The organism is Desulfovibrio sp. ZJ200 (assembly GCF_011039095.1).
GTDB lineage: Bacteria > Desulfobacterota > Desulfovibrionia > Desulfovibrionales > Desulfovibrionaceae > Desulfovibrio.
The window spans coordinates 1-18,679 of record NZ_JAAKEH010000023.1; the positions used below are offsets into that span (position 1 = coordinate 1).

Genomic DNA, 18,679 nt, shown 5'->3' on the forward strand with positions numbered 1-18,679 from the left:
AAGTCCGGTCTTGTGTTTGATGACGCTTTGGTTGAAACTTTGCATCGGGAACTCCTTGGGCATGACGCCCGGTTGATGGGTTGCTTACACTTCCATCAAAACGGAGTTCCCTTTCCTTTTCAAGGGGGTACTGTCAGATCAAGTCGAAACTAGAGCACGTAAGGACATGTCCGGCACGAGAATATCCACGTGCTTTTCCCGTGTCAGTACGCGCCATTGCTCCAGAATCTCCTCATAATTTCTGCCCAGTCGATCGATGCTGGTGATGCAGAGCAGATCGCCGGGCCTGAGCTTTTTGAGCATGGCCTGGTATTGCGGCCGCTGAAAGTCCTTGCCCGACATCTTGTCCATGAAGATGCGGTCGGGCGGTATGGCCTGCTGTTCCAGGGCGATACGCTGCCGGATTTCATTCTGATCCGCGCTGGATACGCGGATGTAGCCGTAGGTCTGTTCCATAGGGTTGTCCTTTTGCATCGGTTCACAGTTGCTCTCACCGATGGTTTTGCGGATGATCGGGGGGAAGGTGCGGCCCCCAAAGCGGCCTGGGCCTGTCATTGTTCTGTGCGGGGCTGGGGGCTATGGCTGGGGCCTTCGCCGTGGTTGAGGCGGGCGGGGGCGTGTCTTGCCTTTTGGCCTTTCCGGATTCTTTCAGCCGTCGGGCCTCGGTCAGATATTTGGTCAGGGTTTGGGCCTTCACCTCGATCCCCTTCTCGTGCAGCTTCTCGACGAGCTCCTGTGTGTCAAAGCCGCGCTTTTTCATCCGCTCCAGCGTCGGGGCGAGAGTGAAAATGGCCTGCTTTACGGTCATGGCGCGGTTTCCGTCCAGCGTGACAGTGGCGGGCTTGAGGTAGGCAAACGCCTGTCGGATTTCCTTCAGTTGGCTGGCTGTGATGCTCATGTTCTTTTCTCCTGTGATTGACGGGGCGTGACCCCGGTTTTGTCTTTTGCCTTTGGCGGTCAAGCGGCACGCTTGCCCACGACTTCCCGCAGGGAAGTATAGAGCATTTTCACTTTGAAAATGCTCTGCTGACGCGAAAGCGGCAGCCGCCGCAACGCGGCGTACATTCAGGCGAAAACCGCGTTTTTCGCCTGAATGCCACCTTTGACTTTTATAAAAAGTCAAAGGTAATCTGCTCTAGTGGGCTATGGCTCGACCCTGAGCCGAGATTCCCGGCGGACGGTCAGCGCATCCTTGATCTCCGGCGTTGCGGCACGGCTTCCCGTTCCTGCTGGACGTGCTGTTCACGGGCTTCTTGCCGGGCCTCCGCTTCCTGACGCTCGCTCTGGCGTTGGAGCAGCTCGGCCCGCTTGCGATTCAGGAAGTCGAGATGCAGGGGCCGGATTTCCGGCAAACGCAAAAATTCCAGAAACCCAGCCATGATCGCGTCCGCTTTTTCCAATTGGGACCCCAGCGATTCTTTTTCCTCATGGCTTTGCTTTCTGTGGGCCGCGTATTCCCCTTCAAGCCGCGTCTGCTTTTGGCGCAACGCTTCCGCTTCCCGTTGCAGATTTTCCATCCGCGTTTGGGTGATGTGCTTGACGGCAAGCGCCTTTTTCTGTTCGGCAATGAGAGCGGACGCTTTTTGCAGGATGGATTGGTAGTTGAAAACGGTGGCCTTCGGGAGCGAGAACTCCTCCTGAAGAATTTTTTCCGCTTCTTCGGCCTGCCGCTCATGCTCTTCAATGCTCTTTTTCAGCTCTTCTTCACGCTGCTCCAATTCGTCGATAGTTTTCTGGAAACGTTGGGCCATCTCTTCAGATTCTTGAATCAGTCTGTTCAGGGCCTCCTGTTGCTGTTTGAACTCCCGCGTATCCAGATGCTTTTTGGCTGAGCCCGGCTTTTGCTCGACGCCGCGCTGGATGGCGAAGCCACGGCTTTGCAGATAGAGCATTTTCTCTTTGAAAATGCTCTGCTGACGCGAAAGCGGCAGCCGCCGCAACGCGGCGTACATTCAGGCGAAAACCGCGTTTTTCGCCTGAATGCCACCTTTGACTTTCATAAAAAGTCAAAGGTAATCTGCTCTAGGCGGGCAAGTCGGCTTGCAGCTTTTTCAGACTGGCGCGGGTATAGATGCTGTTGGCGCTGAGCCGTCCGTCCGGCGTTACCGACACATGAAGGAAGTGCATGTGCGGCGTCTTTTCATCCATGTGTACCATTGCCGAGATGACGTTTTCCCTGCCCACGAAGTCGGTCAGAAAGGCCGCCCTCTCCTCGAAAAAACGCCTGGTTTCTTCGGCAGTGAGTGTGTCAAAAAATGCCGTGTCGGAACTGACCACAAGCCCGCATAGATGCACAGCGTCCTTGCGCACAGCCTTGACCAGGAGCAGATCGTCAATGCGATTCTGAATGGATTCGGCATAATTGGCGGACGGATTTTCACATAGATCGTAATTTCCGGCGCTCCGGCTGTAATCAATGTCAGGGTTGGAATGGCTCTCACGTTCGCGCCGGTTGTGCGACTGAATGCCGCGAATAGCGTCTTTTTTGAATTTGTCCATATGCAGGACGAGTGTGGACATAATGAAACTTCCTTAACCTGTAAGAAACAGGTGTACCGCTGTACCGGCGCTTAAGCAGCGGTACAGCGGTACACCTCCAACCGGCCTATTTTGAGCAGGCTTCCAATCTCTTTTTCAGTCGCTGAATCGCGCCCTTCGATTTGCCCATTTCCTCGGCGCAGTCGCGGATGCTGTAGCCTTCGCCAAGCAGCCTTTTCAGCTCCTCCAGTTCCACATCCTCAATTTCCCGAACCTGCCAATGCAGAGCGTTGCCCTCGGTAATCAGGTTGGCCTCAAAAGGCTTGGCGTCGTCGCCGAGAATGCCTCTGGCCTTGGTCAGATGAACCTCAAAACGCGCGCCTTCGGCCATTGCGTATTCCTTTGGTCTGCGGAGGCTGATGACCGTATCCATAATGTCCTCTTTGGCGCTGGTGCCGCGCTGGTCGCCGGACTTTCCGGCGTGGTGAATCAGGAGAACCGTAATACCCCTGCGACGCAGATCCAGAAGCCACGCCTGCATAGCCTGCCAGGACTGCGATTCGTTTTCCTTGCCCGTGCGGCAGAGTGTGACGATATTGTCCAGCACTACCATGTCCACGCCTTTCAGGAGAGGCTCAATCATGGCCTGCCCGTTGGGCGTGGACAAATCCGGCATGGCGCACGGCTGCAAGTCCGGCGTGATAAGTGAAAGGTTTTTCAGCGCCTGCGGCGGGATGGCCATGCCGCCCACCAGTGAGGACAAACGGCTCTGCATGGATGTGGCTGGCATTTCACCGTCCACATACAGCGTCCGCTTGGGCATGGGCGCGCGCCAGTTGAACACCGCGCCGCCGGAGGCGACAGCCACGGCCACACTCAGGGCGGCAAAGGTCTTGCCCACGCCTCGCGGAGCGTAAAGGATGCCTATCCCCTGAACCGGCAAAATGGGCGATAGAAGATAACCCCGGTCGGGTATCTGCATGGATAGGAACTCGCTCATGTCCAAGGCAACAAGGCCATGCTGTTTGGTCAGGGCTGCTTCCAGTTGCGAGCGGACGGCTTCAATGCCTTCAATCTGGTGAAGATCATTGAAATCAGTGCCGTTGCCACTGGTGAAATTGGGGAGCACAAGTTGAGCATTTGCAACTCTGGCCGCTTCTTCGCCTTTCTTGCGTCCGGCTTCGTCATTGTCGCCGCAGATAATGATTGGTCTGTCTGGAAACCGCTCTTTTGTGGTTCTGGCAACTGTTGGAAAATTTATTGCGGAAAAGGCCACACAGACCGTCCAGCCCGTTGCAAGAAAGATGCTTGCGCCAGTGGCAAAGCCTTCGCAGATGGCTATCGGTTTTTCCGGTCGGCCCTGAATGATGAATTGACCGCCAGACACCTTGCCACCCGTGAGAAAATACTTGGTTCCATCGGGATAGATGCGTTGCAGGCTTTGCAGATTGCCTGCGGCATCCAAAACAGGGATAAGCAACGCACCATCCCGCGCCTGCCGTATGCCTTCCAAAGCCGGAATGCCCTTGCGCCGCAGGTAAGGATGATTGGGGTCGCACGCTCTTGCCGAAGTCCAGTCCTGTCTGGCCTGTTGGGCTGCTTCCGCATGGCGTCTGGTACATTCTTCTTCCCGCTGTCGCCGGATGGATTGCTGGCGCTCCCGCCATGCGGACATCTCCGCAGGGGAAAGCGTCTGTTTTTCCTCGGCGCAGAACGTGCCCTGATCGTCGGTTTCCCAGTTGCACCACCAGAGCGTGGCCGGTTTGTCCAGATGGGCGATATACGCGCCGTTCAGCTTGCGCGGCTTGCTTTCTGTGGGGCAGCGGTGAAGAGTGCCGTCAGCAAGGATTTCTTCAGGAATAAGGCCATGCTGCTCAAGAACGTCGCTGACGCTCGCGGCGGGCATGGCTTCGCCCTGCCAGAGCGTTTAGCTAATTTCATTAGCAAAACGCTCTATGTCAGGCGGTGTTTGAAGGAAGGATACCGGTCTTGAAAAAGAATAAAATTCCCGGTGCGATGCCAGTGAAAAGAAAAAATCTCCGAGTTCTGTCAATCTCGGAGATTTTTATTTTTGTTGAATAATTTCAGATTATTAAAAAATACTGAGTTGTGCGGGTGCCGCAAAAAATATTTCACAGAGCTGAGAGATTTGAGCGGAAATTCAGCTTTCCCTGTCGCGCCCTGGACTTGTTTGAGCGTACTCACCCAGGGCAAGACGAATTTCTTCCATAGCCCAGCCTGCCAACTCAAAGGGAGTGTTGTTTTTGGCTTTTTGAGGGGTATGAAGCGCGTCCCGAACCGCAGACTTGAGTTCGGGGAAGGAGTCAAGTTCCCGCAAAAATTCTTCCTGAATTTTGGTACGGGTGTACTTTCTTCCCGGCCTGGCCTCGGCAATGAGTCGATTCACCAGAGGATAGAAAATACGCCGGACAGGCAGCTTGACGTTTTCCCGGCTTTCCAGGCTCTTTTCTCTGCCGGAAAGGGTTTTCTCTTTGTTTTGGTATTCAACTTTCTCAGCGAGCAACGCTTGATTTTGCTCCGTGAGTTCATTCATTTTCCGGGGGCAGGTTTTCCGTGACCTTCAAAGCTTCTTCCCGCCGCTGTCAACCTGTATTTTTGCAAGGGACTGCGGGGGGAATCCGGTCTCGTTCTTTCAACAAGAGCGGCTTTCAGCGCGGGCGACAGATAATTCTTGCGGAATGTGGGGGCGTGGCGCAGCCCTAGCCCGCTCATCAATTCAGCCGCGCTTTTTTCCCCTTGCCCAAGCAGAGCCAGCAAACGCCGGACTTGATCGCTTACTTGGTCGCTTGCTTGATCGCTTCGGATGTCTGCCAGGGCATCGCCCAGAGCCGTGAGCATAAACTCCACAAAGGCGGTGGCTTCTCCCCGCGCGTCAGCGCAACCGAGACTGTCGTAATACTCAGCCTGCCGATTGCGGACAATGGTTTCCACCGGCAGATACGCAAAGAGGGGATTCCATTTGCTGAGGATAAGCGTCTGCCAGAGCCGTCCCATGCGGCCATTCCCGTCGGCAAATGGATGGATGAACTCGAACTCATAGTGAAAAACGCAGCTCGCGACCAGAGGGTGCTCGTCCGTGCCTTCCAGCCAGCCAAGAAGTCTTTTCAGATGTCCATGCACAAGTTGCGCGGGCGGGGCCATGTGGACGACCTTGCTGCCCTGAAACACGCCCACGCCGCCCGTGCGGAGGCTGCCGGGCTTTTCCACAAGATCGCGCATGAGTATCGCGTGGGCCGACAGCAGGTCTTCCAGACTGTGCGGCTGCCATGTGTCCAGCTTTTCGTAGGCGGACACAGCGCCGTGCACTTCCTGAATATCGCGGGGTGGCCCAATGACCGCCCTGCCGTCAATGATGTCTGTCACCTGCTCCAGGCTGAGCGTATTGTTTTCAATGGCGAGTGAGGCATGGATGGTGCGAATGCGATTTTCCCGCCGCAGGTGCGGAGACAGAAGATCCACGGCAAGCCCTCTGACGGCGGCAAGCGTGGCAAGCTGTGCACTGATGCCTGCCACACCTTTGAGGATGGCGCTGGTGATGGTATATGGCGGATACGTCATGCGTCCTCTCTCCGGGCAGGCCAGCTTTCTCTACTCTGCTCCAGAATCAATGTTGCAGCAGCTTGCTGCAAAATTGTTGTTTCGGGGTTCAGCTGTCATTTTTGGCGGGGGAAATCTGTTTGAGAGTATTAACAATATGATGTAAGTGTGTTATATCCCCCCAAAAGGATGAGCCCATGGAAGCAAAGCCCGACTGCCCCAAGTGCCATGCCAGCACGGTATATCGAAGCGGAAAGATTCTGGAAAAACACCGGTATCGCTGCAAGAATTGTGGATTTCAATTTACTCGCACCACTCCACGTGGCCGCCCGGCAAGTGAAAAAGCCCTTGCCGTCACGCTGTATACCATGGGTCTGTCCCTGTCTGCCATTGCCCGCATTTTTCATGTTTCACCCCCCGCTGTTTTACGTTGGGTACGAAATTTTGCGGAACGTGTTTATGAAAAGCCTGAACCTGGTGAGGCCATCATTGTTGAGCTTGATGAAATGTGGCATTTTCTGAAGTCAAAAAAAAGAAACTTTGGATCTGGAAAGCCTGTTGTCGTGATACCGGTCAACTCATCGACCGGGAATGTGGCGGGCGTGATCAGGCTACCCTCCACAGATTGATGGAGCGATTGAAAAAGTGGAAAGTCTGGTTTTACTGTACGGACAAGTGGAAGGTTTATCCTCTGGAGATAGCCGAAAACGATCTGCTTCAGGGGAAAAGTGGCACAGTCCGCATAGAAAGGAACAATTGTCGCCAGCGTCACTGGTTTGCCAGATTCCGCCGAAAGTCGGTCGTTGTTTCACGAAGCCTGCATAGGGTTGACTTGACGATGGCTCTTTTTGCCAGGTTTCATCTGAATGGAACTCTGGATGACATTAAAACATTATTTAGTTAATACTCTCAAATGATAAACTTATGACGTGAGTCCTTAATAGTAAAGTACTTTATTAATGGCTTAGAAATATCAATTCATCTCCTCCGGCAGATCCGGGTGGCCTGTATTTAAATTAAAGATCCTTGAATAATGCTTTTATTATTAAAATCTTCAGGCACCCACATTCCTTTTTTTCTTCTTTCTTTAGCAATCTTACATGAAAAAAGATTATTATAATATGACCTTATTTGCTTTAAATATTCATATTCATCATCTATATTTTTAAATCTATCTTGAATAACATCTAAGGGGCCTATTTCACATCCGATCCACTTTCTCTTTTTTAATTCGGATACAATATATGTTGTTCCAGATCCGCCAAATGGATCAAAAATTAAATCCCCTTCCATTGATGACATCTCAATTATTCTATCAAGTAATTTAATTGGTAATTCATTAGAATTTTTTCTTTTCTTATATTTTGCATGACGTACTGGTGAAATATCATCCCATACATCTGATAAATTAATTCCTTTTGGATTCATTTTATTTTTATATCCACCATAATCCTTTATTTCTCTATAACAATTTTTGCATATTTTCATTTCAAGTCTATCTGGTAAAAAAACTAAAGGAGATTTTCCTTTAATAAAATATAATAATGAGTAATGAGATGGATATAATTTATTTGGAATAGGTAATGAATATTTCATATCTACAACTATCCAATTTCTAAATGATAAGTATTCATTTAATATTGATGCAAAAATAAAATTCCACTTTGGCAAATTCCAAATAAAAAAAGATCCACCAAATTTTAAAACTCGACAACATTCAATAATCCATTGTTCACACCATCTAATATACACATTGTATGATAAAGAATCGTTTATTTTTGATGGATACATTTTAGACAAATTAAATGGGGGGTCAGCAAAAATTAAATTAAAGTAGTTATCTGGTAATGTTTTTAAAAGATGGATACAATCTTCATGATATAATTTACCTAATGAAGTTTTAAAATCAGGCTCAACTGTATTGCTTACTGTATTTGCATTTATATCTTGATAAGGTGCTATAAGAAAAGAATCAAGCAAAGAATATGAATGAGAACCTATCTTTAATCTGAGCTCGTCTTCCGATATATTCAAAAATGTAAGCAATTTTTCTAGGTCATCCCCGAGTGGAAATTTTTCTTCCTTCAAATAAAATTCTATCGCTTCTTTTGAAATTCCAGTCAATCGAGAAATAGAGCTGGCTTCAGTTGCGGCTGACGCTTTACTTGCTAGAATTTTTTTTAGACAAAATCCATTCATAATAGCCCCATTAACAGGTCGTGGAAAAACTCGGTTTTGGCCAAACTTCAGGACACGAAGTCGTTGAAATTATCGATTGAGCACTTTTAAAAATCGATGTTTTCAATGGACTGCCTTAGTGACTATAGTCCGTAGACAAATAACCTAAATTAGCTAGAAAGGCAAGTATTATGAATACAGATAATATCCCTGCCTATTTTGGCGAATTTTTAAAAAAAACTCGCGTTGAAAAGGGATTTTCCCAAGAATCCCTAGCTCTTAAGACTGGATTGGATCGTACCTATATTTCGCTGCTTGAGCGAGCCAAACGACAGCCCACATTAAAAACTTTTTTTATTTTATCACAGGCATTTGAAATACCAGCAGAAAAGGTTGTGCAACAAATTATTGAAATAGGTCATTCGCATGAAAATTGTCAAAATTGAGCAGATCGGCACTGGTCAATGGCTACGGCAACGTGCCTCCTGGCAAAAAATTAATCAACAAGTAATACAAGCTATTCGAGGCACTGATTGGCCTCATGGCACTGGAAAGTTTAGTATCTTCCCCCAATCTGGTAAAAAAAGAAGAGAAGGTAATGGTGTTGTTCCAATTAAATATCCATGTATTTCAGCATTAGTTTCCAATTCGTGGAAAGCAGAAGCATTTCCGCAATTGCCTCCAGGAGTTTTAACTCCTGGTGATTTTGATGCTATGATAACTATTCCAGAAGGAAATGTTGTATTTGAATGGGAAACTGGTAATATATCTTCAAGCCATAGAGCAATCAATAAAATATTAGCTACGTTAGGAACCGCAATTTGTAGTGCATATCTGGTGTTACCAAACAAAGAGCTTGCTAAATATCTTACGGATAGAATTGGTAATTTTGAAGAGCTTATGCCATATTTTGATCTCTTTAGAAAAGAATGCCCAAATGCCCCATTTGATATAATAAGTATAACATACGATGAAATTTCTTCTCATGTTCCAAAGATTCCAAAGGGTAAAGATGGAAGAGCTATTATCTAGAAGATATTTCATCATTACTGATTATTTGAGAGTATTAACAATATGATGTAAATGTGTGATATGCCTCCCACAGGAGGAGCCCATGGAAGCAAAGCCCGACTGCCCCAAGTGCCATGCCTGCACGGTATATCGAAGCGGAAAGATTCTGGGAAAACAACGGTATCGCTGCAAGAATTGTGGATTTCAATTTACTCGCACCACTCCACGTGGCCGCCCGGCAAGTGAAAAAGCCCTTGCGGTCACGCTGTATACCATGGGTCTGTCCCTGTCTGCCATTGCCCGAATTTTTCATGTTTCACCCCCCGCTGTTTTACGTTGGGTACGAACTTTTGCGGAGCGTGTTTATGAAAAGCCTGAACCTGGGGAGGCCATCATTGTTGAGCTTGATGAAATGTGGCATTTTCTGAAGTCAAAAAAAAGAAACTTTGGATCTGGAAAGCCTGTTGTCGTGATACCGGTCAACTCATCGACCGGGAATGTGGCGGGCGTGATCAGGCTACCCTCCACAGATTGATGGAGCGATTGAAAAAGTGGAAAGTCTGGTTTTACTGTACGGACAAGTGGAAGGTTTATCCTCTGGAGATAGCCGAAAACGATCTGCTTCAGGGGAAAAGTGGCACAGTCCGCATAGAAAGGAACAATTGTCGCCAGCGTCACTGGTTTGCCAGATTCCGCCGAAAGTCGGTCGTTGTTTCACGAAGTCTGCATAGGGTTGACTTGACGATGGCTCTTTTTGCCAGGTTTCATCTGAATGGAACTCTGGATGACATTAAAGCATTATTTAGTTAATACTCTCCGATCCTGATTTCCCCGAACTGCGGAAATTCTCCATCCACAACTATTTCCTGGCCAGGTCCATCAGCCTGATGCGGGAAGGCGGCGTCGCGGCCTTTGTGGTCAGCCGCTATTTTCTGGACGCCGCCGATCCCTCGGCGCGTGAGCATATCGCGGGACAGGCCGATCTTCTCGGTTGAACAGAATAACTTTTTGCAAAGGCAGTGGCTGGCGCGATTCCATCGTCGTACTTGTGTTGTCAGTCGCTCTCAGAAAATGATGGACATGAGTTTGGCTTTGTTTGCCAGGTTCAGGGTCAATGGAGTATTGATGAACGTTTATCACTCCTAAAGTGAAACTCTCTTTTACGAAAATGCTTGTCTTTTGCTCGGCAGCCCTGTAAAAGCTCTGGGAGTCTGTATGGGGCAGGAAGGCATTTCCCGTTTTACGGGGTCAACACAAAGAGGTAGGAAAGTATGAAACGTGTCTGTACGCTTCTTCTGGCCGCCGGTATGCTGCTCGGCGCGGCCACCGGCGCGAGCGCCATTGACTTCAAGGCCAAGGGCCAGTGGCTGATGGGCTTCGGCGTGGGCGAAACCAGCCCGCTGCAAAAGGTCCGCGACGGCGCGAACAAGAAGAAGTACAACGACAACGACCAGTTCGCCGCCAATCAGCGCGTGCGCCTGCAGTTGGACGCCGTGGCCTCCGAAGCCCTGTCCGGCACGGTCTTCTTTGAAATCGGCACCCAGGCCTGGGGCAAAGCCGCGGATGGCGGCGCTCTGGGCGCTGACGGCAACAACGTGATCAAAATCAAGCGCGCCTACATCGACTGGGTCGTGCCCCAGACCGACCTGAAGTTCCGCATGGGCATTCAGGGCGTGGCCCTGCCCAGCAAGGCGGGCGGCTCGGCGATCATGGATACGGATGTGGCGGGCATCAACGCCTCCTACAAGTTCAACGAGAATGTGAGCCTCACCGCCCTGTGGGCGCGCCCGGCCAATGACAACTACCGGGGCTACCTCAAGGACGGCAACAATTACCACCGGAATTATCTGGACAACATGGATCTCTTTGCCCTGATGCTGCCCGTCACCCTGGACGGCTTTGAGATCACCCCCTGGGTCATGTACGGCATGCAGGGCGAGAACACCCTGGCCGACTACAACCGTTCCTGGGGTTCCAAGGACGGCAATCTGGCTTACAGCCTGCGTCCGTACCCCGCCGCGGATCAGATCGGCGACACAAGCAAGGCTTATGGCTCCATGTTCTGGGCCGGTCTGCCCTTTGCCATCACCGCCTGGGACCCGTTGAACATTGAGGTGGATCTGAACTACGGCTATGTGGAAGCCATGGGCCGCTACGACGCCTGGCGCGGCGGCTATGCCGGCACGCCCCGCTGGAGCAAGCGATCCAGCACCGAGCGTTCGGGCTGGCTGGCCAAGGCCCTGGTGGAATACAAGCTGGATTGGGGCGTGCCCGGCATCTTCGGCTGGTACGGCTCGGGCGACGACGGCAGCCCCAAAAACGGTTCCGAGCGCATGCCTTCCATCGTGCCCATGGGCAACTTCACCTCCTTTTTGGGCGACGGCAACTACGGCTGGATGTGGCAGGACTTTGCGCTGGATTATTCCGGCACCTGGGGCCTGGGTCTGCAAGTCCGCGACATGAGCTTCATGGAAGACCTCAAGCACACTTTCCGCGTGGCGTACTGGGGCGGCACCAACAACACCTCCGAAGTCAAATACATGACGAACTCCTATGCCTGGGCCGAGGGCTACGGCAACGGCACTTCCCCCTATCTGACCACCGAGGACGGGCTGCTGGAGTTCAACCTGGTCAACAGCTACCAGATGTATGAAAACTTCGACGTGAACCTGGAATTGAGCTATGTGGCCAATTTCATGGATAGCGACACCTGGGAAAAGGCCGGAGCGCGCGACTCTTCCTTCCAGAAGCAGGACATGTGGAAGGCGCAGCTCACCTTTGCGTACAGCTTCTAGCGCCATAACGCATACTGTTGCTCTGTATCCGTGACGCCTGTCACGTGACGCAGAGGCAGGGGGAGCTTCGGCTCCCCTTTTTTGTTTCTACCGGGCATGCCGAAAAGAGCAGGGCCGCCGGTAAAAAATTTTTTACGAAAAAGCTTGCCCTTTGAAAAAAAAGCCGATAAGGCTGAAAGCAACCTGTACGTGACGTGAAAGACAATTTTTTACTTTATGGAGAGGAAGGGAAATCATGAAACGTCTCTGTACGCTTATTCTGGCTGCGGGAATGCTGCTCGGCGCGGCAAGCGGCGCGAGCGCCATTGACTTCAAGGCCAAGGGCCAGTGGCTGATGGGCTTCGGCGTGGGCGACACCACCCTGATCAACAAAACCCGTGACGGCGCGGCTGCCAACAAACAGAAGTACAACAACGAGGACATGTTCCAGGCTCGCCAGCGCGTCCGCCTGCAGTTGGACGCCGTGGCTTCCGAAGCTCTGTCCGGCACGGTCTACTTTGAAATCGGCAGTCAGAAATGGGGCAATGCCAATCAGGGCGGCGCGCTGGGCGCGGACGGCAACAGCGTCATCAAGATCAAGCGCGCCTACATCGACTGGGTCGTGCCCCAGACCGACCTGAAGTTCCGCATGGGCATTCAGGGCGTGACCCTGCCCAACAAGGCCGGCGGCTCCGCCGTGTTCGACACGGACGTGGCCGGGATCACCGCCTCCTATCAGTTCAATGAGAACGTGGGCCTGACCGCCCTGTGGATGCGCCCCTTCAACGACAACTATGCGGGCGGCAACTGGAGGGATATTACCTCCAATAACAACAGAAATTATCTGGACAATATGGATCTCGTCGCCCTGATGCTGCCCGTGACCCTGGACGGCTTTGAGATCACCCCCTGGGCCATGTACGGCATGCGCGGCAAAAATACCGGCAAATTTGCCGACTACGCGGACAGTGAGCTTTCCGACGGCTACCCCAACTTCACCCTGGCGCCTTACAGCGGCAACCGGGGTGAGGACAACTGGCTGCCCAACAGCGGTCGGACGGGCAAGGCCTACGGCTCCATGTTCTGGGCCGGTCTGCCCTTTGCCATCACCGCCTGGGACCCGTTGAACATTGAGGTGGATCTGAACTACGGCTACGTGGAAGCCATGGGCCGTTACGACGCCCCGCGCGACGGCGGCGCCTGGAGCAAGCGCTCCAGTACCGAGCGTTCTGGCTGGCTGGCCAAGGCCCTGGTGGAATACAAGCTGGATTGGGGCGTGCCCGGCATCTTCGGCTGGTATGCCTCGGGCGACGACGGCAACCCCAGAAACGGCTCCGAGCGTATGCCTTCCATCGATCCTTACGGCAACTTCACCTCCTTCATGGGCGACGGCAACTACGGCTGGGGCCCGGGCGCCGGCTACGTGGACAAGGGCGTGAGCTATGCGGGCACCTGGGGCATTGGCCTGCGCGTGAAAGACGTGAGCTTCCTGGAAGACCTCAAGCACAGCCTCACTGTGGCCTACTGGGGCGGCACCAACAGCCCCTCGGAAATCAAGTACATGGATACCGCCTATGCCTGGAATTACGGCACGGATTATTCCGACGGCCCGTACCTGACCACCGAGGACAGCCTGCTGGAATTCAATCTGATCAATGCCTGGCAGATCTATGAAAACCTGGAAATGAACCTGGAACTGGGCTATATTGTCAACTGCATCGACAATGACGCCTGGAAAAAGGCCGGAGCGCGCGACACTTCCTTTGAGAAGCAGGACGCCTGGAAGGCCCAGCTCATTTTCGCCTACAGCTTCTAAGCGCACACAGGGCGTCGGGTCCTGTCCGGCGCTCCGCAATCGTAAAGGGGGGGGCTCCGGCTCCCCCCTTCTGTTTTTATCCCGCCTGCCAGAACATTTCAAAGTTGAAATATTCTGGGAACAGCTCCCAAGGGCAGGCGGCCACGCATGGGCTAACGCGGCGTCGCCGTGTTCCGGGCGTTGAGGCCGCAGGGCGGGCCTTTCTCACGATTTTGCAATGAGCTGGAGGGAGAGAAGCTATGGAAGAACTGACAAAAATGGTTCAGAGCGTCAACAGCGTGTTGTGGGGCGTCTACTGCCTGATCCCTCTGCTCGTGGGCACAGGTATTTATTATACCTTCCGCCTTAGGTTCGTGCAGATCCGCAAATTCCGCAAAGTGGTCCGATATACCTTCGGGGATCTGACGCTCTTCGGCAAAAAGGCCGGCAAGGACGGCATGAGCTCCTTCCAGTCCCTGGCCACGGCCATTGCGGCCCAGGTGGGGACAGGCAATCTGGCGGGCGCGGCCACGGCCATTGCCATGGGCGGCCCGGGCGCCATCTTCTGGATGTGGATCGCGGCCTTTTTCGGCATGGGCACCATCTTTGCCGAGGCCGTGCTGGCCCAGCTCTACAAGACCAGAGATTCCGAGGGGCACGTCACCGGCGGCCCGGCCTACTATATTGCCAAGGGCCTGGGCAGCAAGTGGCTGGCCGGGTTCTTTTCCGTGGCGATCATTGTGGCGTTGGGCTTCATCGGCAATATGGTGCAGGCCAATTCCATTGCCGATGCTTTCCGTTCGGCCTTCAGCATTCCCACCTGGATTGTGGGCGTGGCGATTGCCCTGCTGGCGGGCTTTGTCTTTTTCGGCGGCATGCGCCGCATTGCGGCCACCACGGAAAAAATAGTGCCTGTCATGGCCCTGCTCTATATTCTGGGCGGCCTGTGGGTGCTTTTGACCCATCTGGACATGCTGATCCCGGCCTTTAAAATGATTTTTGTGGGCGCGTTCGATCCTTCGGCGGCCACCGGCGGCCTGATCGGCGCGGGCGTCAAGGAGGCCATGCGCTACGGCGTGGCCCGCGGCCTGTTTTCCAACGAGGCAGGCATGGGCTCCACCCCGCACGCGCATGCCGTGGCCAAGGTCAAGTACCCGGCGCAGCAAGGCTTTGTGGCCATCATGGGCGTCTTTGTGGATACCTTTGTGGTGCTGAACATGACGGCTTTCGTCATTTTCGTCACCGGTTCCATTGACGGCACGACCACGGGCATTGCCCTGACCCAGAAGGCCTTTGAAACCGGTCTGGGCGCCACGGGCTACGGCTTTGCTTTTGTGGCGATCTGCCTGTTCTTTTTCGCTTTTTCCACAATTATCGGCTGGTACTTTTTCGCAGAGCAGAACATCAAGTACCTGTTCGGCGTCAAGGCCGTAAATCCCTTCCGGCTGCTGGTGATGTGCTTTCTGGTGCTGGGCTCGTTCCTGCAGGTCACCCTGGTCTGGGAACTGGCCGACATGTTCAACGGGCTCATGGTTCTGCCCAACCTGATTGCGCTGGTCGGGCTGGGCAAGCTCGTGTCCAAGGCTTTGAACGAGTATGAGGAATGCGGCGAAAAGGATTCTTTATAAGCTGTTGCGCGGGCCGCACACCCTGAAACTGCATTCCCCCCAGGCCGGGCCGCAGGAGCGCCGCCCGGCCTGGGGACGCGTCTGGCCGCCCGGGGACTGTCTTTCCAGTGGTTCTTTTGCCTGCCGGCTTTGTCACGCCGCGCTTTTTGCGCTAGAGCATTTTCTCTTTGAAAATGCTCTGCTGACGCGAAAGCGGCAGCCGCCGCAACGCGGCGTACATTCAGGCGAAAACCGCGTTTTTCGCCTGAATGCCACCTTTGACTTTCATAAAAAGTCAAAGGTAATCTGCTCTAGGAGCGGAGCATCACCCGACCGTCCTCATTCGTAAGGCGGCATGGCCGCCAACGGCGGATGCGGGCGGGCATGGCTTCGCCCTGTCAGAGCGTTAGAGCATTTTCTCTTTGAAAATGCTCTAAAGAGTTCAACGAAAATCTTTTCCCCGGCAGAATGACGAGTCCGGGTCCCGAAAAACAAGCCTTTTTTCTGATATGCATGAGCAGGCTCTGGCCGAGACCGCAACAGGACGCACGCGGCACGGCCTCCGGTTCAGCGATAGTCGCGCCCGGACCAGAGCACGCGGCCGATCACCCGGAACTGATCCGCGCTGTCGCCCCGCAAATCAAGGCTTACCGGCGGATAAGCCGGATTGACGCTGTGCAGGATGATTTTCCCGGGCAGCTTGTCAATGCGCTTGATGTAAATGGCGTCCTCAAAACCCACGGCATAGAGGCGGCCCGGGCTGATTTCCGTTTGGCCGCGATCCAGAAGCACCAAATCGTTGTCGAATATTTCCGGCATCATGCTGTCGCCCGAAACGCGCATCAGCACCATGCGCCGGGGGTTGCCCTTGCGGCGCAGATAATCGCCGCGAAAGGCATAGCCGCCCTCGCTGTGGGCGCTGACTTCCATGCTGCCGGTGCCGGCGGAGAGCCGGGCCTCGGCCAGCGGCACGGTAATCAGGTCGGTTTCGCAGTCCTCCTGCACGCTGGGCAGTTCCCCGTCAGCGGCTTCGGGCAGCCGCATGGGGCCGCTGCCGAAAAAAAGCCAGTGCGCATTGACCCCGGTCTGAGCCGCGCAGGTCTGTATCCAGGCCGGCGGCACTTCGCCGCGTTTGCGCGCGCCGCTCACGGATTGGGGCGTAATGCCCAGGGCGCGGGCCAGCTCGGCGTCGCTCCCGGCTTTAAGGGCCCGCATGAGGCGGGCAAGAGTCTGAGAAAAGGTCGTGGCATCAGGCATGGCGAACCTCGCTGGCCCTGAAGACGGAGAGAAAAAGCGTTTACGCTTGCATGCAGGGCAGACGCATCTAAATATTAAGTTCAATAATTTGCTATGTTATCATAAATGCTGGTAAGAGCCGCTTCGGCGGCGGAGCCGCACTCCGCTCCCACGAGGCCTGCGGCTTCGGGCGATGCTGTCGCATCGCCGCCAGAGCTGCCGCATAAGATGCGTCAGCCCTGAGCTTGCATGCTCTTCGTGCGGAGTGGATGATATAAATTTTTTATGAAAATTACCAGCGTTCAACGCTGTTGGCAAGGTTTTTGATCAATAAAAAACCTATAACCGCAGCCAGGGCGCGGCAATCTGCCCCCAGCCCGGCCCTCTGCTCGCGGCAGTGGTTGCAGAGACTTTGTCGGGAAACGCGGACTTTTTCGTTCGCCATCCGTTGAGGCGCTTTCTTTTCGCTGTGGCACCTGAGATTTTCGCGGTCACGGCATGAGATTTCAGCCCAGGCAGGAAGATTCGGCCCGGGCTCCATCGGCGTGTAAACTCTAGAGCATTTTCACTTTGAAAATGCTCTGCTGACGCGAAAGCGGCAGCCGCCGCAACGCGGCGTACATTCAGGCGAAAAACGCGTTTTTCGCCTGAATGCCACCTTTGACTTTCATAAAAAGTCAAAGGTAATCTGCTCTAGACCATTCCGGTATTGGCTCCCCCCCCGCCTCAAAACGGCATGGGCCGCAGCCGGGCCACCTCTCGCCTGGAAAGGGGGGCAGTCCGGCCGCTTTTCCCGGTCGCGTTCCTGCGGCACACGCGCTGTTTTTTTGATTCCTTCCCGGCATAATTCTTGCTTGGCAAGCGCAGGCGGTCAAATTTTCTCCCGCCTGCGTTTTTTCGCATCCGGCTTGCCGCCCGACGCGCTCATGACAAGGAGTAACCGGCATGGAACTGGAATTCCGCTTTCGCAATAATGATCTGGGGCCTCTGTTCCCCACCTTTCAGGAACGGGTCAATGCCATGTTGCCCGTCACACAGGCCGCGCAGGTCGCTTCCTCGGCCGCGCCCGCCTTGGAAGAGCGCGCCCCGGGTACGCCGCATACCCTGAACAACGAGGAAGTGCAACAGACTTTGGCCCAGGTGGAAGAAGAAGCCGTGCAGCAGAGCCGGGAACTGATGGAAGTCCATTCCGGCCTCAATGAGCAGCGCGTGGCCAGACTGCTTGGGCTCCTGGATTAGAGCATTTTCTCTTTGAAAATGCTCTAAAACATGTCCTGCATGCCGTAAAGCCTGCCCGGTTTGCGCGTCGCCAACCAGGCGGCGGCCCGCAGAGCGCCCCGGGCAAAGGTTTCGCGCGAGTGGGCCTGATGGCTGACCTCAATGCGCTCGCCCGGTCCCATGAAGTAGACGGTATGCACGCCCACCACGTCCCCGCCGCGCACAGCCTGGATGCCGATCTGCGCCCTGGGGCGTTCGCCGATAATTCCATCCCGGCCGGAGCAGCGCACATGCCCAAGCTCCCAGCCTCGCGCCCTGGCCAGAGATTCGCCCAGGGTCAGAGCCGTGCCGCTGGGCGCATCCTTTTTGCGGTTATGGTGCAGCTCAACCATTTCAATATCATAACTCTCGCCCAGGGCGCGCGTCAGCTCCGGCAGAATTTTCAGGAGCACATTGACGCCGATGCTCATGTTGGAAGACCAGAAAAGAGGTGATTTGGCAGCTAAAGCGCGCAATTCTCCCATCTGGGCTTCAGTGAAACCGGTTGTGCCGATGACCAGGGCATGACCGGCGCGGGCCGCGCTGCGGGCCGACGCCAGGCTCACGGCAGGAGCTGTAAAGTCGATGATCACCGCGCCCGGAGCCTGCGGAAGAATTTCCTCCAGCGTGGCGGCAACAGGACAATCCGCCCCGGCCAGGCTGGCCAGATGTTCCTTGTCGTCCACCAGACCGGCCAGCCTGTAAGCCGGATCTGCGGCCGCCAGAGAGCTGATGGTCCTGCCCATGCGTCCGGCGGCCCCCACCACGATGATGGCTGTGCTCAT

21 protein-coding genes are annotated in these 18,679 nt (G+C 53.9%); 12 read left to right on the forward strand and 9 right to left on the reverse strand.

What is annotated here, in order from left to right:
• Positions 1 to 138: 138 nt before the first annotated feature.
• On the reverse strand, positions 139 to 474 hold the full coding sequence (locus tag G7Y52_RS07915) for a recombinase family protein (protein ID WP_241159660.1): 336 nt from the start codon (positions 472 to 474) through the stop codon (positions 139 to 141).
• A gap of 16 nt (positions 475 to 490) precedes the next feature.
• Positions 491 to 898, reverse strand: a complete 408-nt coding sequence (locus G7Y52_RS07920) for a protein MobC (protein ID WP_241159661.1) — start codon at positions 896 to 898, stop codon at positions 491 to 493.
• Positions 899 to 915: 17 nt separating this feature from the next.
• Here G7Y52_RS07920 and G7Y52_RS07925 point away from each other — a divergent pair, with 17 nt between their 5' ends.
• From G7Y52_RS07925 to G7Y52_RS07935, 3 genes are read left to right on the forward strand one after another with little or no spacing between them, the layout of a single operon-like run.
• Positions 916 to 1,275: a hypothetical protein gene (locus G7Y52_RS07925; RefSeq protein ID WP_165069687.1), complete on the forward strand. Its 360-nt coding sequence runs from the start codon at positions 916 to 918 to the stop codon at positions 1,273 to 1,275.
• The gene (locus G7Y52_RS07930) at positions 1,206 to 1,832 is read left to right on the forward strand and encodes a hypothetical protein (RefSeq protein ID WP_165069692.1); all 627 of its coding nucleotides are present in this window, start codon (positions 1,206 to 1,208) and stop codon (positions 1,830 to 1,832) included. Before G7Y52_RS07925 ends, G7Y52_RS07930 begins: the two co-directional genes overlap by 70 nt.
• 9 nt (positions 1,833 to 1,841) lie before the next feature.
• A complete protein-coding gene (locus tag G7Y52_RS07935) occupies positions 1,842 to 2,087 on the forward strand; it encodes a hypothetical protein (protein WP_165069695.1) in 246 nt (81 codons plus the stop codon).
• Here G7Y52_RS07935 and mobV read toward each other — a convergent pair.
• From mobV to G7Y52_RS07955, 4 genes are all read right to left on the reverse strand, one after another.
• The gene (gene mobV / locus G7Y52_RS07940; protein WP_241159662.1) at positions 2,023 to 2,520 is read right to left on the reverse strand and encodes a MobV family relaxase; all 498 of its coding nucleotides are present in this window, start codon (positions 2,518 to 2,520) and stop codon (positions 2,023 to 2,025) included. The genes G7Y52_RS07935 and mobV overlap by 65 nt on opposite strands.
• 85 nt (positions 2,521 to 2,605) lie before the next feature.
• Entirely contained in the window at positions 2,606 to 4,384 is a 1,779-nt protein-coding gene (locus G7Y52_RS07945; RefSeq protein ID WP_165069700.1) for an AAA family ATPase, read from the reverse strand.
• Positions 4,385 to 4,639: 255 nt separating this feature from the next.
• Positions 4,640 to 5,032 carry a hypothetical protein gene (locus tag G7Y52_RS07950; RefSeq protein WP_165069708.1) on the reverse strand — a complete coding sequence of 131 codons (393 nt, stop codon included), beginning with the start codon at positions 5,030 to 5,032 and terminating at the stop codon, positions 4,640 to 4,642.
• Positions 5,029 to 6,057, reverse strand: a complete 1,029-nt coding sequence (locus tag G7Y52_RS07955) for a Fic family protein (protein ID WP_165069714.1) — start codon at positions 6,055 to 6,057, stop codon at positions 5,029 to 5,031. Before G7Y52_RS07955 ends, G7Y52_RS07950 begins: the two co-directional genes overlap by 4 nt.
• A 176-nt stretch (positions 6,058 to 6,233) precedes the next feature.
• On the opposite strand from G7Y52_RS07955, the gene G7Y52_RS14965 reads away from it, so the two are divergent.
• On the forward strand, positions 6,234 to 6,665 hold the full coding sequence (locus G7Y52_RS14965; protein ID WP_206215235.1) for a helix-turn-helix domain-containing protein: 432 nt from the start codon (positions 6,234 to 6,236) through the stop codon (positions 6,663 to 6,665).
• A gap of 382 nt (positions 6,666 to 7,047) precedes the next feature.
• On the opposite strand, the gene G7Y52_RS07965 is transcribed toward G7Y52_RS14965, so the two are convergent.
• Complete coding sequence (locus G7Y52_RS07965) at positions 7,048 to 8,235, reverse strand: site-specific DNA-methyltransferase (protein ID WP_165069725.1); 1,188 nt, start codon at positions 8,233 to 8,235, stop codon at positions 7,048 to 7,050.
• A gap of 170 nt (positions 8,236 to 8,405) precedes the next feature.
• On the opposite strand from G7Y52_RS07965, the gene G7Y52_RS07970 reads away from it, so the two are divergent.
• From G7Y52_RS07970 to G7Y52_RS08000, 7 genes are all read left to right on the forward strand, one after another.
• Positions 8,406 to 8,660, forward strand: coding sequence for a helix-turn-helix transcriptional regulator (locus tag G7Y52_RS07970; protein ID WP_206215236.1), 255 nt, complete (start codon positions 8,406 to 8,408; stop codon positions 8,658 to 8,660).
• Positions 8,641 to 9,246 (forward strand): hypothetical protein, encoded by a 606-nt coding sequence (locus G7Y52_RS07975; RefSeq protein WP_165069730.1) that lies wholly within the window; start codon positions 8,641 to 8,643, stop codon positions 9,244 to 9,246. The genes G7Y52_RS07970 and G7Y52_RS07975 overlap by 20 nt, the downstream gene beginning before the upstream one ends.
• Positions 9,247 to 9,328: 82 nt before the next feature.
• Positions 9,329 to 10,035, forward strand: a protein-coding gene (locus tag G7Y52_RS07980) for an IS1 family transposase (protein WP_206215237.1) whose coding sequence is annotated in 2 segments (ribosomal slippage) — positions 9,329 to 9,665 and positions 9,665 to 10,035 — 708 coding nt in all. Because the reading frame shifts where the segments join, the coding sequence is not laid out codon by codon here.
• Positions 10,036 to 10,496: 461 nt separating this feature from the next.
• The gene (locus G7Y52_RS07985) at positions 10,497 to 12,020 is read left to right on the forward strand and encodes an outer membrane homotrimeric porin (protein WP_165069740.1); all 1,524 of its coding nucleotides are present in this window, start codon (positions 10,497 to 10,499) and stop codon (positions 12,018 to 12,020) included.
• Positions 12,021 to 12,255: 235 nt separating this feature from the next.
• Positions 12,256 to 13,815: an outer membrane homotrimeric porin gene (locus G7Y52_RS07990; protein WP_165069744.1), complete on the forward strand. Its 1,560-nt coding sequence runs from the start codon at positions 12,256 to 12,258 to the stop codon at positions 13,813 to 13,815.
• 239 nt (positions 13,816 to 14,054) lie between these two features.
• Positions 14,055 to 15,422, forward strand: coding sequence for a sodium:alanine symporter family protein (locus G7Y52_RS07995; RefSeq protein WP_165069748.1), 1,368 nt, complete (start codon positions 14,055 to 14,057; stop codon positions 15,420 to 15,422).
• 4 nt (positions 15,423 to 15,426) lie between these two features.
• Entirely contained in the window at positions 15,427 to 15,750 is a 324-nt protein-coding gene (locus G7Y52_RS08000) for a hypothetical protein (RefSeq protein WP_165069752.1), read from the forward strand.
• A 218-nt stretch (positions 15,751 to 15,968) separates the two neighbouring features.
• Here the strand turns inward: G7Y52_RS08000 and G7Y52_RS08005 are convergent, their stop codons facing one another.
• Positions 15,969 to 16,658: a helix-turn-helix transcriptional regulator gene (locus G7Y52_RS08005; protein ID WP_165069758.1), complete on the reverse strand. Its 690-nt coding sequence runs from the start codon at positions 16,656 to 16,658 to the stop codon at positions 15,969 to 15,971.
• A gap of 924 nt (positions 16,659 to 17,582) precedes the next feature.
• On the opposite strand from G7Y52_RS08005, the gene G7Y52_RS08010 reads away from it, so the two are divergent.
• The gene (locus G7Y52_RS08010; protein ID WP_165069761.1) at positions 17,583 to 17,876 is read left to right on the forward strand and encodes a pseudouridine synthase; all 294 of its coding nucleotides are present in this window, start codon (positions 17,583 to 17,585) and stop codon (positions 17,874 to 17,876) included.
• A gap of 23 nt (positions 17,877 to 17,899) precedes the next feature.
• Here the strand turns inward: G7Y52_RS08010 and dapB are convergent, their stop codons facing one another.
• Complete coding sequence (dapB, locus tag G7Y52_RS08015) at positions 17,900 to 18,679, reverse strand: 4-hydroxy-tetrahydrodipicolinate reductase (protein ID WP_165069765.1); 780 nt, start codon at positions 18,677 to 18,679, stop codon at positions 17,900 to 17,902.

What these genes read in the sequence shown, in the direction of transcription:
- G7Y52_RS07915 (WP_241159660.1), bottom strand. Translation starts at nt 474, where the DNA reads ATGCAAAAGGACAACCCTATGGAACAGACCTACGGCTACATCCGCGTA.
- G7Y52_RS07920 (WP_241159661.1), bottom strand. Translation starts at nt 898, where the DNA reads ATGAGCATCACAGCCAGCCAACTGAAGGAAATCCGACAGGCGTTTGCC.
- mobV (WP_241159662.1), bottom strand. Translation starts at nt 2,520, where the DNA reads ATGTCCACACTCGTCCTGCATATGGACAAATTCAAAAAAGACGCTATT.
- G7Y52_RS07945 (WP_165069700.1), bottom strand. Translation starts at nt 4,384, where the DNA reads ATGCCCGCCGCGAGCGTCAGCGACGTTCTTGAGCAGCATGGCCTTATT.
- G7Y52_RS07950 (WP_165069708.1), bottom strand. Translation starts at nt 5,032, where the DNA reads ATGAATGAACTCACGGAGCAAAATCAAGCGTTGCTCGCTGAGAAAGTT.
- G7Y52_RS07955 (WP_165069714.1), bottom strand. Translation starts at nt 6,057, where the DNA reads ATGACGTATCCGCCATATACCATCACCAGCGCCATCCTCAAAGGTGTG.
- G7Y52_RS14965 (WP_206215235.1), top strand. Translation starts at nt 6,234, where the DNA reads ATGGAAGCAAAGCCCGACTGCCCCAAGTGCCATGCCAGCACGGTATAT.
- G7Y52_RS07965 (WP_165069725.1), bottom strand. Translation starts at nt 8,235, where the DNA reads ATGAATGGATTTTGTCTAAAAAAAATTCTAGCAAGTAAAGCGTCAGCC.
- G7Y52_RS07970 (WP_206215236.1), top strand. Translation starts at nt 8,406, where the DNA reads ATGAATACAGATAATATCCCTGCCTATTTTGGCGAATTTTTAAAAAAA.
- G7Y52_RS07975 (WP_165069730.1), top strand. Translation starts at nt 8,641, where the DNA reads ATGAAAATTGTCAAAATTGAGCAGATCGGCACTGGTCAATGGCTACGG.
- G7Y52_RS07985 (WP_165069740.1), top strand. Translation starts at nt 10,497, where the DNA reads ATGAAACGTGTCTGTACGCTTCTTCTGGCCGCCGGTATGCTGCTCGGC.
- G7Y52_RS07990 (WP_165069744.1), top strand. Translation starts at nt 12,256, where the DNA reads ATGAAACGTCTCTGTACGCTTATTCTGGCTGCGGGAATGCTGCTCGGC.
- G7Y52_RS07995 (WP_165069748.1), top strand. Translation starts at nt 14,055, where the DNA reads ATGGAAGAACTGACAAAAATGGTTCAGAGCGTCAACAGCGTGTTGTGG.
- G7Y52_RS08005 (WP_165069758.1), bottom strand. Translation starts at nt 16,658, where the DNA reads ATGCCTGATGCCACGACCTTTTCTCAGACTCTTGCCCGCCTCATGCGG.
- G7Y52_RS08010 (WP_165069761.1), top strand. Translation starts at nt 17,583, where the DNA reads ATGGAACTGGAATTCCGCTTTCGCAATAATGATCTGGGGCCTCTGTTC.
- dapB (WP_165069765.1), bottom strand. Translation starts at nt 18,679, where the DNA reads ATGAGCACAGCCATCATCGTGGTGGGGGCCGCCGGACGCATGGGCAGG.